The organism is Microbacterium sp. 10L49 (assembly GCF_056395125.1).
Genome location: NZ_JBFTIW010000001.1, coordinates 563,661 through 578,357, shown reverse-complemented (window position 1 = coordinate 578,357; position 14,697 = coordinate 563,661). Strand labels below are relative to the sequence as shown.

The following is a 14,697-nucleotide window of genomic DNA, read 5'->3' as shown; positions in this document are numbered from 1 at the left end:
GTTCGTCTCCTCGGATCCACGATCGCGGAATGTCCAAGCGCACCGGCGGGCCGTTCGGGTCCGGTCCTTCGGGCGCACGGGGACGATCGCTCGCGTCCCCGTGCCCGCCTGCCGCCGAGCATAGACCCGGGGTCGGTGGCGATCAACGAGAGTGTGACGACGCTCCGATGTAGCGGGACGAGGGGCGGAGGATCTTGCCGTCCTGCACCTGCTCGCAGGCGTGCGCGCCCCAGCCGATCAGGCGTGCCGATGCGAACGTCGGAGTGAACAGCTCGCGCGGAATCCCGCACGCCTCCATGACGACTGCGGCGTAGAGTTCGACGTTCGTGCGCAGGGCGCGGCCTGGCTTGAGCTCGTCCAGCACCCGCAGCACGGTCTGCTCCACCGTCACGGCGAGGTCGACGCGGTCCGACGCGAGTCCGTCGGTGCGCAACCGCTGAGCGACGCCGCGCAGCAAGCGCGAGCGGGGATCCTCCGTGCGATACACCGCGTGCCCGAACCCCATGATCCGCCGGCCGTTCTGCACGCGCTCGCGCACCCAGGCGTCCGCACGATCGGGTGTCCCGATCTCGTCCAGCATGTCGAGCGTGCGCGCGGGTGCGCCTCCGTGCAGCGGCCCGGAGAGCGCGCCGAGTGCACCGCCGACGCACGAGGCGAGGTCGGCGCCGGTGGACGCGATGACCCGCGCCGTGAACGTTGACGCGTTGAAGCCGTGATCGATCGCCGCCGTCAGATACGTGGCGAGGGCAATGGAGAGGCGGGCGTCGGGTGCGGCGCCCGTGAGCATGCGCAAGTAGTCGGAGACGGGGTCGAGCTCCGCGTCCGGCGCGATCGGATCCTGTCCCTGGCTCCACCGGTGCAGTGCCGCGATCAGGGACGGCGCGACGGCGGCGAGACGGATCGTGTCGTCGACGCGCTCCTCGTCGGTCTCGTCGTAGAGCGCGCGCCGTCCGTCCGCGGCGGAGACGAGAGCGAGCGCGGTGCGCAATTGGGCCATGGGATCCAGACCCGAGACCGCGATCGCCGACAGCGGTCCGTGCAGGTGTTCGGGGATCGTTCGCGTCGTGGCGGTGCGGGCGCGGAATTCTGCGGCGTCCGCTCCGCTCTGGGGCAGCTCGCCGAGTGCGACCAGCCTCCAGGCGTCCTCGAATCGGGCTTCGGCGGCCAGCTCCACACCCGAGACGCCGCGGTACTGGAAGAAGCCCTCCGCGCCGCGGACGTCGCCGATCGTGGTCTCCGCGACGACGACGTTGGTGAGTCCTCGCGGGACATCGATGAGATGCGTGTCGTTGCGATCGATGGTGATGGCCATGTCGGCTCCTCTCTGGCGAGTCGCGGATGGCGGCTCTTCGCTCACGATGGCTAATGGATCCGGATATCGTCAATGTTGATCGGATCAATGAAGGAGCCCGCGATGGACGTACTCACGGCGGCGCAGACGGCGGCTCGCCTCGGTGTGCGGACGGAGACGCTCTACGCGTATGTCTCTCGGGGCCTGATCGCGCGCGAGCGCGGGGCGCACGGCTCGTTGTTCGACCCGCTCGAGGTCGAGCGCTTCGCCCGTGCCCGCCGCCGGGCGACATCGCCCTCGCACGGCGCGGCACGCCCGGCCGGGGCCGACGGGAGCCCGCTGGCGGTCATCGACACGGACATCGCGCTGATCGAGGACGGCGAGCTCTGGATCCGCGGGGTCCCGATCGACCAGCTGGTCGCAGGGGAGGGCGAGTCGCCGAGGTTCGACGCGATCGTACGGTGGCTCTTCGCGCGCACGGACCTGCCGCAGCGGGACGCGTTGCCGCTGGAAGGGTCCGGGAGCGCAGCGCCGAGCCGCGTGGTCGCAGCCCTTCCGCCCGCTGCCGGGGCGTTCAGCCGACTGCTCGCGGCGGTCGCGGCTCTCGCGGCGGAGGACCCGGAGCGCTACGACCTCCGTGCGGAGACCGTGGCACGCGTCGCGACGCGTCTCGTCGCCGGACTCGTGGATGCGCTCCCGCTGCTCGGTGTCGGTCAGGAGAACGACGGTGGGGCGTCGACCAGCGGGACGACGGGTGGACCGGTGGCAGCGCGGCTCTGGCCCCGGCTCACCGCGCTGCCGGCGACGCCGGCCCGCGTGCGGGTGCTGGACGCCGCACTCGTGCTCCTCGTCGACCACGACATGGCGGTATCGACCCTCGCCGCGCGGGCCGCAGCGTCGGCGCGAGCCCATCCCTACGCCGTCGTGGCGGCCGGGTTCGGTGCGCTCGACTCGGCCCTGCACGGCGCCGTGAGCGCCGCCGTGCACGCCCTCCTGCGGCAGGTGCAGGACGGCGCGGATCCTGCGGCCGCGGTGGCGACCGCGACACGCCTGGGCGGAGCGGGGATCCCCGGATTCGGTCAGCTGCTCTACCCGGACGGCGACCCGCGGGCGAGGCTGCTGCTGCGCCTGTTGCGGGAGACGGCGGATCCGCAGGCCGAAGCGGCGTTGCACGTGGCCGATCAAGTCACCGCCGTCGTGCATTCCCGGACCGGTCTTCATCCCACGGTCGATCTCGCGCTGGCCGTGATGGCGCTGGCCTGGGAGATGCCCGCGGACGCCGGGGAGACCGTTTTCGCTGTTGCTCGCTCCGCCGGCTGGTGCGGGCATGCGCTGGACGAGTACAGGCGCGCGCCGTTGCGGTTGCGTCCGATCGGGCGCTACGTCGGCCCGGATGCGGCGGATGTCCAGCGGTCCGGCAGCATTGCTCGGTAGGCTGGCTCGGTGCTGCGGGTTCTGACTCGTCGCGCACGATTGGCTTCAGGAGGCAGACACGGTGGCGATCCTTTCCGGCATCTCCGGTCCCCGCGACCTCGATCGGCTCACCCCCGAACAGCTCGTCGAGCTGGCCGCGGAGGTCCGCTCATTCCTGATCGAGAACGTCGCCCGCACCGGCGGACACCTGGGGCCGAACCTCGGAGTCGTGGAGCTCACCATCGCCCTGCACCGGGTGTTCTCCTCCCCGGATGACCCGATCATCTTCGACACCGGGCATCAGTCGTACGTGCACAAGCTGCTCACCGGGCGTCAGGACTTCTCCGCTCTGCGGTCGCGCGGGGGACTGGCCGGCTACCCGCAGCGCTCGGAGAGCGCCCACGACGTGGTCGAGTCCTCGCACGCCTCGAGCTCGCTGAGCTGGGCCGACGGGATCTCCCGCGCCTTCACCGCGACGGGTCGCGGGGACCGTCACGTCGTCGCGGTCGTCGGCGACGGCGCGCTCACCGGCGGCATGACGTGGGAGGCGCTCAACAACATCTCCGATGACAACGAGCGCAACCTGGTCATCGTCGTGAACGACAACGGGCGCTCCTACGCGCCGACGATCGGCGGTATGGCCCGATACATGAACCGGGTGCGCACGGCGGGGGTGTACCGCGACCTGCACCGCAAGTCGGATCGGTTCTTCCGCGCGTTCGGCCCGGTCGGGCGCGCGTTCTACCGCGGAGTGCGCGGTGGGACGCACGGCTTCCTCTCGCGCTTCTCGAACAACGAGGAGTTGTACTCCAACCTCGACATCAAGTACCTCGGTCCCATCGACGGGCATGACATCCCCTCTCTCCTCGAGACGCTGCAGCTCGCGAAGGACTATGGCGCGCCGGTCATCGTGCACGTCATCACCGAGAAGGGCCGGGGCTATCAGCCCGCGCTCGATGACGAGGCGGATCAGTTCCACGCGGTCAACAAGATCGATCCGAAGACCGGGGCCCCCCTCTCGGCGAGCGGCACCGGCTGGACCGACGTGTTCGCCGACGCGCTGGTCGACGTCGGTTCGCGCACCCCGAAGGTCATCGCGATGACGGCGGCGATGCTGCGGCCCACGGGTCTCGCGCCGTTCGCGGAGCGGTTCCCCGACCGCGTCTACGATGTCGGCATCGCAGAGCAGCACGCGGTGACCGCGGCCGCGGGGCTCGCCTACGGCGGTCTGCATCCGGTGGTTGCGCTCTACGCCACGTTCATGGGCCGCGCGTTCGACCAGGTGCTGATGGACGTCGGACTGCACCGCGCCGGGGTGACGTTCGTGCTGGACCGGGCGGGCGTCACCGGGCCCGATGGCCCGAGCCACCACGGTCTGTGGGACCTGTCCATGCTGCAGATCGTGCCGGGGATCCGCATCGCGGCGCCCCGTGACGCCGAGCGCCTGCGCGAGGAGCTCGAGGAGGCGGTGGCCGTCGACGACGCGCCGACCGTGATCCGCTTCCCGAAGGGTGCGGTGACCCCCGAGATCCCGGCGCTCGAGCGCCTGCACGATGGCGTGGACGTGTTGTCCCGTGATGAGGACGAGGACGTGCTGCTCATCGGGATCGGCCCGTTCGCGACGCTGGCGCTCGACGTGGCGGAACGGCTCAAGGCCCAGGGGATCGGCGCGACCGTGATCGACCCTCGTTGGGCGATCCCGGTGCAGCCCTCAGTGGTCGAGCTCGCCGCCCGGCACCGCCTCGTCATCACCCTCGAGGACGGCATCCGTGTGGGCGGTGTCGGCACGCGCGTGCGGCAGGTGCTCCGCGAGGCTGGCATCGACACCGCCGTCGACGAGCTGGGTCTGCCCGACGAGTACCTCGACCACGCCAGCCGCGACCAGATCCTCGAGGACGCGGGTCTCACCGCCGGCAAGATCGCGCAGGACGTGGTCGCGCAGGTGCTCGGCACCCGCGTGCCGATCGCGCGCCCCTCGGGTGAAGTGCCGCTGCACACAGGGACGGTCGAGATCGTGACGGGCGTCCGTGCAGAGCGCGGTGCCGAGGAGCGCCGGCGGCTCTGAAGGAGACCAGAGGTCGCGGCGTCAGCGGTCGCTGTACGGAGCAGATCCTGGCGACTCGGTGTCGACACCGACCGAGACCCGTGTCCGTCGCCGGAACCACCGCAGCGGCTTGAGCCCGCGATCCTTGCGCAGCGCGAGCGATGCCGTTCTCGCCCAGGCCAACGGGATCGCCGTCGCGCCGGACACGAAACCGGCGATGACGAAGGCAGGCAACGGTGTCAATTGGTCCACGTGCAGGATGTGGGTCACCGCGACGGACACCGCACTGCAGAAGACGATGCCGAACGCGCACCAGGCCAGAAGGTGGGTGCGGAACGCCGAAATGCGCACCATTCCGAGACCCAGCAGGCAGGCCGGGAGTACACCGATCAGTGTGGCGATGAGACTGATAGGCACCGCGTAGAGCATGACCAGCATCACAAGCCCGAATGCGCCCGAGAAGCCGGAGCCTGCGTGATGAGGCTCGACGATCATCCTCGTCACGCTGATGGCGAGGCTGCACAGTACTGAGGTGATCGCGAACAGGACCAGGTGCAGCGCAACGGCACGTGCCGCCCCGCTGGCGAATTCTCCCGATTCGAACGCCATGGGCTTCTCGGCGGTCCGAGGCGAAGCCACCCGCTCGTCGCTCACGGCCGCACGTCGGCGATCTGGTCGAGGAGGTCGCGAGTGACGCCGCGGACGCCGGGCACGCGGAGGAACGGCAGGGCCACGGCGAACAGCTTGAGCCCGGTGTCCAGCAGGCGGCTTGTCTTCGTCTGGCCGGGCGATTCGTCGTAGGTCCATCGCAGGATCAACGCGAGATACATCGGGAAGATCGCTGCGGGCAGGCGATCGGCGATGTCCTCCGGCACGCGATGCGACGCGCCGTCCACGACCTCGCGGAGCAGGTCGATCGTCATCTCACGCGCGGGGGACGACTCCACGGAGAGCGGATTGATCGGGGAGTCGGGGGAGACCATGGCGCTGAGGAATCCGGGGGCGACAGCGCGATACGCGCCGACGGTCTCCAGGCCGGTCTCGAAGAAGACGCGCAGGCGATCGACGAGCCCGGTCACACCCTCGAGCCGCGGGCGCGCCATCGCCCCGTGGTCCCGCTGCTGCTGGTCGTAGAGCTCCTGGACCAGATGCTCCTTGGAGGGGAAGTAGTAGTAGGCGTTCCCGACGGAGACGCCTGCCTCCTTGGCGATCAGGCGGATGGTCGTGTCCGGATACCCGCGCTCGACGAACGAGGCCATGGCGGCCGCTCGGATCCGTGCTCTCGTCGCCTCGGCCTTCGGGGTGAGGGGTTTCGAGGCGTTGTCCGCGGATGAACTGAACATGTTCAAAGACTAGCGCGCGGAGAGGCTCGCGTCCATCGCGATACCGCGGCGCGCACTGCGAGCGATTCAGTCGGGATCCGCGAGCGTCTCTGCGACGAGGGACTCGACCGCGCCCTGGGCGAGGGCGCGGTCGTCGTCCACCAGTCCGATGCGGGTGCGCCGCTCCAGCACGTCGTCCGCGGAGAGTGCGCCCTCCGCACGCACTGCGAACTCGACCTCGCCGCGCGTCACGTCGATGCGTGCGGCGATGCGCTCCCGCGGATCCGCGCAACGTGCGCGGGCCAGCACCAGGCCGGCCTCGGCTCCGTAGCGCCAGTCCAGATCGTCCGAGGGGCGCGAAGGAGCCGCAATCGCGCCGACGAGAGGCAGCGTGGCGGTGCGGCACGGCCCCGCGGGGAGACCTGCGATCGCGACTGCTCGATCGACCGCATCCTCTGCCATGCGGCGATAGGTGGTGAGCTTTCCTCCGAGCACGTTCACGAAACCGCTCTCGGAGACGGCTACGAGATGGCGTCGAGAGATGTCCGCAGTGGAGGATCCGCCGCTGTCGACGAGCGGCCGCAGCCCCGCGTACGCGCCGCGCACCTGGTCGCGCCTGATCGGGGTGGTGAGCGCGCGGTTGAGCACCTCGAGGAGGAACGCGATCTCCGGCTCCGTGGGCACCGCCGTCCGTGGCACCGGCCCTGGTGCGTCCTCGTCGGTGAGACCGACCACGACGCGGCCGAGCTGCTGCGGCAGGGCGAAGACGAAGCGACTGACGGATCCGGGATGCGGAACCGTGAGCGCCGCGGAGGGATCGCCGAGCACCGCGGCGTCGAGCACGAGATGCGTGCCCCGGCTCGGCCGCATGCGGATGGTGTCGTCGAGTTCGCCGGCCCAGACGCCCGTCGCGTTCACCACCGCGCGGGCGCGGATCTCGAACCGCTCTCCGCTGAGGGTGTCCGCGACGGATGCGCCGTCCTGGCGCAGCGCGAGCGCTCGCACCCGCGTGAGGATCCGGGCCCCGAGGGATGCAGCGGTGCGCGCGACGGCGACGACCAGGCGCGCGTCGTCGACGAGCTGACCGTCGGCGGCGAGGACCGCTCCTCGCAGTCGCTCCGTCTGCAGCGCAGGCGTCAGCCGCGCCGCGGTGCGCGCGGTGATGAGGCGCGGTGCAGGCAGCACGGCGTGCGGCGTGCGGGCGCGCAGCCGGAGCAGATCTCCGAGCGCGAACCCCACAGCGCCCGTCAGTCGCTGCTTCGGACTGACGGCGGGGGCGAACGGCAGCAGTTGCGCCATCGGGCGGATGAGATGGGGCGCGATCCTGGTCATCAGCAGATGGCGCTCGATCGCGCTCTCCCTCGCCGTGGCGACGTCGCCAGTCGCGAGGTAGCGCAGCCCGCCGTGCACGAGCTTCGAGCTGAACCGGCTCGTGCCGAAGGCGAGGTCTTCCGCCTCGATGAGAACGACGGACAGCCCTCGGCTCGCCGCATCCAGGGCCACCCCGACCCCGGTGATGCCGCCGCCGACGACGAGCAGGTCGACGCGATCCTCGGCGGAGCGGATCAGTTCCTCGCCCCGTCGTCGCGCGTTCAGCCCGGAAGAACTGCTCATGGCCGCAACAGGCCGTCGATGGCGGCGCGCAGTTCTCGCTCGAAGGAGCGCTCGTCGATCAGTTCGCTCACGGTCCCGTGCGAGAGCAGCGCGGACTGTGCGATCAGCAGCAGCATCACTGCCATCGCCTGCGGATCGTCGCGGCGGACGGATCCCTCGTCCTGTGCGGCGCCGATCGACATCGCGATCCAGGCGAGGATCGCACGCTGACTGGATCCGACACGTTCGAGGGTGTAACGCGTGAACGCCTCCGGCTCCTCCGCCAGCAGGTGCCGGTAGACCTGATCCGAGCGGAACAGCGCGGAGAAGCGCAACACGTGTCGACGATCGCGGTGCGGGTCGTCGCGGGCGCGGGGAACTGCTCGAGCATGCCGGCCACGCGGCGCAGCAGCGCTGCGCGGACCACGTCGTCGGCGTCGGACCAGTGGCGATAGACGGTAGGACGGCTCACCCCCGCGCGCCGGGCGAGCTCGGCGATCGTCACGCCACGCACGCCGCGTGTGGCGATGAGCGCCTCTGCGGCCTCGAGAATTCTGGTCTGCGTCGGGTCCCAGCTCGGCAGGGCGGCTTCGAACGCGGGTTGACGTTTTGTCATGATCTGTCACACTGTAACGCATGACCAACCTGAGCGGCAGTGGCGCCGACGATCCGACCGACCCGGCGACGCCGATGCGCTGGAACGGCTGGGGAGATCCCGAAAAGGCCGAGGATCTGCCGTTCGCCGTACGGTCGCTGCTGCCGCTCCTGCTCGGTCGCATTCGTCGCCCGCGGACGGCGATCGCCCTCGCCGATGTGCGTCTGAGTGCGTCCGCCTTCACCTCGGCCGACGCGGAGGTGTTCGCCGCCGCGATCGGCATCGACAACGTCCGGGCGGATGCAGAGTCCCGCATCCGGCATGCCGGCGGCCGGTCCACACCGGACCTGCTGCGCCGCCGCGAAGAGGACCAGGACGCGCCCGATGCTGTGCTGCGCCCCGGCGGTCACGATGAGGTCGTGGCATGTCTGCGGCTGGCTGCGGAGCGCGACATCGCCGTCATCCCGTTCGGCGGTGGGACGAGCGTCGTCGGAGCACTCGACCCCGAGCGCGGTGTGCACCGGTGCGTCGTGAGCCTGGATCTCGGCAGGATGTCCGGGCTGCTCGGCTACGACGCCGTGAGCGCGGAGGCGGTGCTCGCCGCTGGAACCACCGGGCCGGAGGCGGAGCGGCTCCTGGCGCAGCACGGGATGGAGCTCGGGCATTATCCGCAAAGCTTCCGCTACGCGACGATCGGCGGATTCGCCGCCGCGCGCTCGTCAGGGCAGAACTCGGCCGGCCACGGACGGTTCGACACGATGGTCACCGGGATCAGGGTCGCCACTCCGACCGGTGACATCGCGCTGGGGCGGTCACCGGGCAGCGCCGCGGGGCCGGACCTCACCCGCCTCTTCCTCGGATCCGAGGGCATCTACGGCGTCATCACCGAAGTCACGGTTCGCGTGCACCCGATACCGGCCGAACGCGTGATGGAGTCGTGGACGTTCCCCGACTTCGCGACCGGAGCCGCAGCCCTGCGGGCGGTGGCGCAGCACGGCGGCGGACCCACCGTGATCCGCCTGTCCGACGAGGCCGAGACCAGCGTGAGCCTCGCCCAGGTGGGGAAGATCGGCAAGGCCCTCGCCAAGGGCGCGAGCGCGGTCACCGTGTTCGAGGGCGACGACCTGGCGGTACGACGCGCACGCACGGCCGCACTGCTGCAGGCAGCCGGCGGCACCTCGCAGGGCGAGGGCGCGTCGGAGGACTGGCTGCGCACCCGCTTCGACGGGCCGTACCTGCGCGATGCGCTGCTGGATGCGGGCGTGTTCTGCGAGACGCTGGAGACGGCGACGACGTGGTCCCGGCTCGCGGGCTTGCGCGATGCGGTCACGGCGGCGCTCAAGACCGGGTTCGCCGAGGCGGGGCGCAGGTCGTTCGTGATGTGCCACGTCTCGCACGTGTACCCGAGCGGGGCATCGCTGTATTTCACCGTGCTGGCCCCGCGCGGCGTCGATGTGCTGGAGGCATGGGTCGACATCAAGCATCGTGCCGGTGACGCGATCATGGCGGCCGGCGGCACGATCAGCCACCACCACGCGGTGGGGCGCGATCACGCGCCGTGGCTCGCGGACGAGATCGGTCAGACGGGCATCCGGATCCTCGCGGCTGTCAAACGCGAGCTCGATCCCGCGGGGATCATGAATCCCGGCGCCGTGCTCGGCGCGGCGACGCCGGTTCCCGTGTCACCCGCGGGAGCCTGAGGCATGCCGAGGATCGCGCTGATCGTGAACCCGCGCTCCGGCAAGGGGCGCGGCGCCTCCGCGGCGGATGCGGCCGTCGCTGCGCTGCGGGACGCGGGTGCCGAGGTCGTCGTGCACATCGGATCCTCGCCCGCGGACACGCGCCGTCTGATCGGGGTCGCCGTCGCGGCACGCCCGGAGGCGCTCGTCGTGGTCGGCGGAGACGGCACCGTGTCGGAGATCCTGCCCGAGCTCGCAGGCACGGAGATGCCGATGGTGCTCGTTCCCGCCGGCACGGGCAACGACCTCGCTCGCGCCCTGGGAGTGCCGAGACACGACCCGGGCGGCGCCGCGCTGCTCGCGCTGCACGGAGTTCCTCGTCGCATCGACGTCGGCGAGATCGTGGCAGCCGGCCGGACCACGCCGTTCCTCACGGTGGCGGCGCTCGGCTTCGATGCCAAGGTCAGTGATCGCACGAACCTGCTGCGCTGGCCCCGCGGTGCCGCGCGCTACTACCTGGCGATCCTGATCGAGGTCGCCCGCCTGCGGCCGACCCGGTTCCGGCTGGCCTGCGAGGGCGAGGATCCGAGAGACGCCCCCGGCACACTGGTCGCCGTGGGCAACACCGTCAGCTATGGCGGCGGCATGCCGATCTGCCCCGATGCGCGCCCCGACGACGGCCTGCTGGACGTCGTGCACGTGGCGCCGCTGCGTCGCGCCCGGCTGCTCACACTGTTCCCCCTGCTGTTACGCGGACGGCATCTGATGCGGTCGGAAGTGACGCATCGCCGGGTGCGCGAGATCACCGTCTCCGCGCCGGATCTCGTGGTCTACGCAGACGGAGAGCGGATCGCGGAGCGGGAGTGCACCATCCGGGTGCGTCCGGCGTCGCTGACCGTGATGGTCCCGAAGGGAGAAGCGGCATGAGCGACTTCGACGAGGACGTCATCGTGATCGGGTCCGGCTTCGGCGGCTCCGTCGCCGCGCTCCGGCTGGTGGAGAAGGGGTACCGGGTCCGCGTATACGAGGCGGGGCGTCGCTTCGAGGACGAGGACTTCGCCAAGACGAACTGGAACGTCCGCCGTTACCTGTGGGCTCCCGCGTTCGGGTGCTTCGGCGTGCAGCGCATCCACCGGCTGCCGCACGTCATGATCCTCGCAGGGGCCGGTGTCGGTGGCGGATCCCTGAACTACGCGAACACGCTGTATCAGCCCGGCGACGGCTTCTTCGAGGACCCGCAGTGGTCCGGTATCGCGCCATGGCGGGACGAGCTCGCGCCGCACTACGTCACGGCCAAGCGCATGCTCGGTGTCGTGGAGCACTACCCGCACACCGGCCCGGTCGAACGGATCATGGCAGGTGCAGCCGAGGATCTGGGCGTCGCGAAGACATTCCGCCGAGCGCCGGTCGGCGTGTACTTCGGCGCGCCGGGCGAGACCGTGCCGGATCCGTTCTTCGGCGGCGAAGGCCCCGCACGCACCGGCTGCACGTTGTGCGGGAACTGCATGGTGGGCTGCCGCGTCGGCGCGAAGAACACCCTCATGAAGAACTACCTCGCGCTCGCGGAGCGTCGTGGCGCGGTGATTGAGCCGCTGCGCACGGTCGTCGAGGTCCGCGAGCTCGCCGGAGGAGGCTTCTCGGTCACCACTCGCCCCAGCGGCGGCTGGAGTCGGGGCCGACGGCGCACCGTGACCGCGGAGCGGGTCGTGCTGGCGGCGGGCACCTGGGGGACGCAGCAGCTGCTGCACCGGATGAAGGCCTCGGGCGCGCTGCCGCGGATCCCGGATGCGCTCGGCCGGCTCACACGCACCAACTCGGAGGCGCTGGACGGCGCAGTCTCGACCGCGGTGCCGGAAAAGGCCGGCTTCGCCCACGGCGTGGCCATCACGACGTCATTCCACGTCGACGATCGCACGCACGTGGAGAACGTGCGGTACGGCCCCGGATCCAACCTCATGGGGGCGCTCGCGACCGTCCTCGTGCCGGGCGACGCGCCGCTGCATCGCCGCCTGGGCGCGCTCCTCGGAGCCGTCGCGGGTCATCCGATCCGACAGTTCCGACTCGGGACGCTGCGTCGCTGGAGCGAGCGCGGCATCATCGCACTCGTCATGCAGACCGCCGACAACTCGCTCACGCTCTCCCTGCGGCGTCGATTCGGGCGCGATGTGCTGACGAGCGCCCAGGGCCACGGCGCCCCGAACCCGAGCCATCTGCCCGAGGCGCATCGCGCGGCCGAGGCGATCGCCGCCCGCATGACGCGGGAGACCGGCGTCCCGGCGTCCGCGCGCGGATCCTGGCCCGAGGTCTTCGGGATCCCGCTCACCGCTCACTTCCTCGGCGGGGCGGTGCTCTCGGATGCGCCTGAGCGCGGCGTCGTCGATCCGTACCACCGCGTGTGGGGGCATCCCGGGCTGTCGGTCGTGGACGGATCTGCGGTCCCGGCGAACCCCGGCGTCAACCCGTCTCTCACGATCACGGCCCTCGCCGAACGCGCGATGTCGTACTGGCCGCGACGGGGTGAGGCGGATCCGAGGCCGGAACAGGCCTGAACAAGCGACGAAGGCCGCCTCCCTCGGGAGACGGCCTTCGTCGTGCGGATCGGTCGCGCAACTCTCAGGCGTTCGCGATCCCGCGGATCACGGGTGTGTGGAACGTCGCGCCGAACACGCGCTCCGAGGCGCCTTCGCGGTCGAGGTATGGCGAGGCCCCACCGTCGATGAACGGCCAGCCCGCGCCGAGGATGAGGCACAGGTCGATGTCCTCGACCTCCGGCACCACGCCCTCGTCGAGCATGAGCCTGATTTCGTGCGCGAGCCCGTCCTGCACGCGCCGGAGGATCTCCGCGGCCGGCGTCGGGGTGGAACCGGCGGCCTGCTTCACGAGCTTGTCCGCGGCCTTGGTGAAGCCGGTCACACGGCCGCCCTTGTCCTTCTCGACGACCTCGGCCAGATCCGCCAGGGCATGGAAATTCTCGTTCGCGTAGAAGCGATCCGGGAACGCGTGCACCATGGTGTCCTGCACGTGCGCGGCGACCTTCCAGCCGACCAGATCGATGAGCTGGAACGGCCCCATGGGCAGTCCGAGCGGACCGAAGGCCTTCTCGACGTCGGCGACGGGTGTGCCCTCGTACACGGCACGGGCGGCCTCGCCCATGACCTTGGCGAGCAGGCGGTTCACCACGAAGCCGGGGGCGTCGGCGGTGAGCACGGCGTTCTTGCCCAGGCCCTTCGCGACCACGAAAGCGGTCGACAGGGCGGCATCTGTGGTCGCCGGCGTCTTCACGATCTCGATGAGCGGCATGACCGCGACCGGGTTGAAGAAGTGGAAGCCGACCAGTCGCTCGGGGTGCGCGAGCTTCGAGCCGATCTCCTCGACGGAGAGCGACGAGGTGTTGGTCGCGAGGATCGCGTCCTCGGCGACGATCTTCTCGATCTCGCCGAACACCGCCTGCTTGACGCCGACCTCCTCGAACACGGCCTCGATGACGAAGTCGCAGTCCGCGTAGAGGGACTTGTCGGTCGTGCCGGTGACCAGGCCGCGCAACTTGTTCGCGCTGTCCGCGTCCAGGCGGCCCTTGGCCTCGAGCTTGCCGATCTCGTCGTGGATGTAGGCGACGCCCTTGTCCACGCGCGCCTGGTCGAGATCGGTGATGAGCACCGGCACCTGCAGCTTGCGCACGAACAGCAGCGCGAACTGGCTGGCCATGAGACCCGCACCGATGATGCCGACCTTGGTGACCTTCTTGGCGAGCGTCTTGTCGGGCGCGCCGACCGGGCGCTTCGCACGCTTCTGCACGAGGTCGAAGGCGTACATCGACGCGGCGAACTGGTCGCCCGTGACGAGATCGGCGAGCGCCTCGTCCTCGCGGGCGAAGCCCTCCTCGCGGGAGCCGCTCTTCGCCTTGTCGAGCAGGTCGAGCGCGACATACGGCGAACGGGGCACGGTGCCGATCTTGGACTCGAGCATGCCGCGGGCCATCTTGATGGCGATCGGCCACTTGGTGAGCCGCTCGATCTTGCCCGGCTCGTTCTTGCGGTCGACCTTCTTGCCGCCAAGCACCGCGTCGGCCCAGCGCAGCGAATCCTCGAGGAAGTTCGCGGCAGGGAAGATCGCGTCCATCATGCCGATCTCGAAAGCCTGCTGCGGCTTGAGCATGCGGTTCTGCTTGAGCGGGTTCGAGATCACGACCTCGAGCGCGTTCTCGATGCCGATGAGGTTCGGCAGCAGGTACGCCCCGCCCCAGCCGGGGATGATTCCGAGGAACACCTCGGGCAGCGCGATGGCCGCGGCCGACGAATCGACCGTGCGGTAGTTCGAGTTCAGCGCGATCTCGACGCCACCGCCGAGCGCGAGGCCGTTCACGAATGCGAACGACGGCACGCCGAGGGTGCTCAGCGAACCGAGCACCTTGTGGCCGAGCTGCGCGATGAGGCGCGCGTTGTCGCGGGATCCGACCTGGCTGATGTCGGAGAGGTCGGCACCGGCGGCGAGGATGTACTGCTTCCCGGTGATGCCCACCGCGTCGATCTCGCCGGCCGTTGCGCGAGCACGCAGTCCGGCGAGCGTCTCGCCGAGCTCGGTGAGCGTGGCAGGTCCCAGCGTGTTCGGGCGGGTGTGGTCGCGGCCGTTGTCCAGCGTGATGAGGGCGAGCACCTTGCCGGAGGGCAGGCGTACGTCACGCACGGGGGAGTGCGTGACGACCTCGCCCTCGGTGAGGGCCATGATGGGCGAGAAGTCGATCGCGTCGTAGTTCGTCATTC

At 70.5% G+C, this 14,697-nt stretch carries 11 protein-coding genes and 1 pseudogene; 5 read left to right on the top strand and 7 right to left on the bottom strand.

All coding sequences use genetic code 11. The annotated features are described in order from the left end of the window. Positions 1-142: 142 nt before the first annotated feature. On the bottom strand, positions 143-1,312 hold the full coding sequence (locus AC1DCT_RS02810; protein WP_477427343.1) for a citrate synthase: 1,170 nt from the start codon (positions 1,310-1,312) through the stop codon (positions 143-145). A 102-nt stretch (positions 1,313-1,414) separates the two neighbouring features. Between AC1DCT_RS02810 and AC1DCT_RS02805 the strand changes: the two genes are divergently transcribed. Next, positions 1,415-2,725: a citrate/2-methylcitrate synthase gene (locus tag AC1DCT_RS02805; RefSeq protein ID WP_477427341.1), complete on the top strand. Its 1,311-nt coding sequence runs from the start codon at positions 1,415-1,417 to the stop codon at positions 2,723-2,725. Between the two features lie 61 nt (positions 2,726-2,786). Further along, entirely contained in the window at positions 2,787-4,769 is a 1,983-nt protein-coding gene (gene dxs / locus AC1DCT_RS02800; RefSeq protein WP_477427339.1) for a 1-deoxy-D-xylulose-5-phosphate synthase, read from the top strand. Positions 4,770-4,790: 21 nt separating this feature from the next. On the opposite strand, the gene AC1DCT_RS02795 is transcribed toward dxs, so the two are convergent. The 5 genes and pseudogenes from AC1DCT_RS02795 to AC1DCT_RS02775 form a co-directional block, all read right to left on the bottom strand. Then, positions 4,791-5,402, bottom strand: coding sequence for a hypothetical protein (locus tag AC1DCT_RS02795; RefSeq protein WP_477427337.1), 612 nt, complete (start codon positions 5,400-5,402; stop codon positions 4,791-4,793). Next, on the bottom strand, positions 5,399-6,091 hold the full coding sequence (locus AC1DCT_RS02790) for a TetR/AcrR family transcriptional regulator (RefSeq protein WP_477427335.1): 693 nt from the start codon (positions 6,089-6,091) through the stop codon (positions 5,399-5,401). The genes AC1DCT_RS02795 and AC1DCT_RS02790 overlap by 4 nt, the downstream gene beginning before the upstream one ends. 66 nt (positions 6,092-6,157) lie before the next feature. Further along, complete coding sequence (locus tag AC1DCT_RS02785) at positions 6,158-7,684, bottom strand: glycerol-3-phosphate dehydrogenase/oxidase (protein WP_477427333.1); 1,527 nt, start codon at positions 7,682-7,684, stop codon at positions 6,158-6,160. Further along, positions 7,681-8,001, bottom strand: a complete 321-nt coding sequence (locus AC1DCT_RS02780) for a hypothetical protein (protein ID WP_477427759.1) — start codon at positions 7,999-8,001, stop codon at positions 7,681-7,683. Before AC1DCT_RS02780 ends, AC1DCT_RS02785 begins: the two co-directional genes overlap by 4 nt. Positions 8,002-8,138: 137 nt before the next feature. Then, positions 8,139-8,279 (bottom strand): annotated as a pseudogene (locus AC1DCT_RS02775) (TetR family transcriptional regulator); the annotation flags it as partial. Between the two features lie 20 nt (positions 8,280-8,299). Here AC1DCT_RS02775 and AC1DCT_RS02770 point away from each other — a divergent pair. Genes AC1DCT_RS02770 through AC1DCT_RS02760 form a run of 3 tightly spaced genes read left to right on the top strand, consistent with a single transcriptional unit; the run spans position 8,300 to position 12,486 of the window. Further along, positions 8,300-9,958, top strand: a complete 1,659-nt coding sequence (locus AC1DCT_RS02770; RefSeq protein ID WP_477427331.1) for an FAD-binding oxidoreductase — start codon at positions 8,300-8,302, stop codon at positions 9,956-9,958. Positions 9,959-9,961: 3 nt separating this feature from the next. Then, positions 9,962-10,864, top strand: coding sequence for a diacylglycerol/lipid kinase family protein (locus AC1DCT_RS02765; RefSeq protein WP_477427329.1), 903 nt, complete (start codon positions 9,962-9,964; stop codon positions 10,862-10,864). Then, entirely contained in the window at positions 10,861-12,486 is a 1,626-nt protein-coding gene (locus tag AC1DCT_RS02760) for a GMC oxidoreductase (protein WP_477427327.1), read from the top strand. Before AC1DCT_RS02765 ends, AC1DCT_RS02760 begins: the two co-directional genes overlap by 4 nt. A 64-nt stretch (positions 12,487-12,550) precedes the next feature. Here the strand turns inward: AC1DCT_RS02760 and AC1DCT_RS02755 are convergent, their stop codons facing one another. Beyond that, the gene (locus tag AC1DCT_RS02755) at positions 12,551-14,695 is read right to left on the bottom strand and encodes a 3-hydroxyacyl-CoA dehydrogenase NAD-binding domain-containing protein (protein WP_477427747.1); all 2,145 of its coding nucleotides are present in this window, start codon (positions 14,693-14,695) and stop codon (positions 12,551-12,553) included. Between the last annotated feature and the right edge of the window lie 2 nt (positions 14,696-14,697).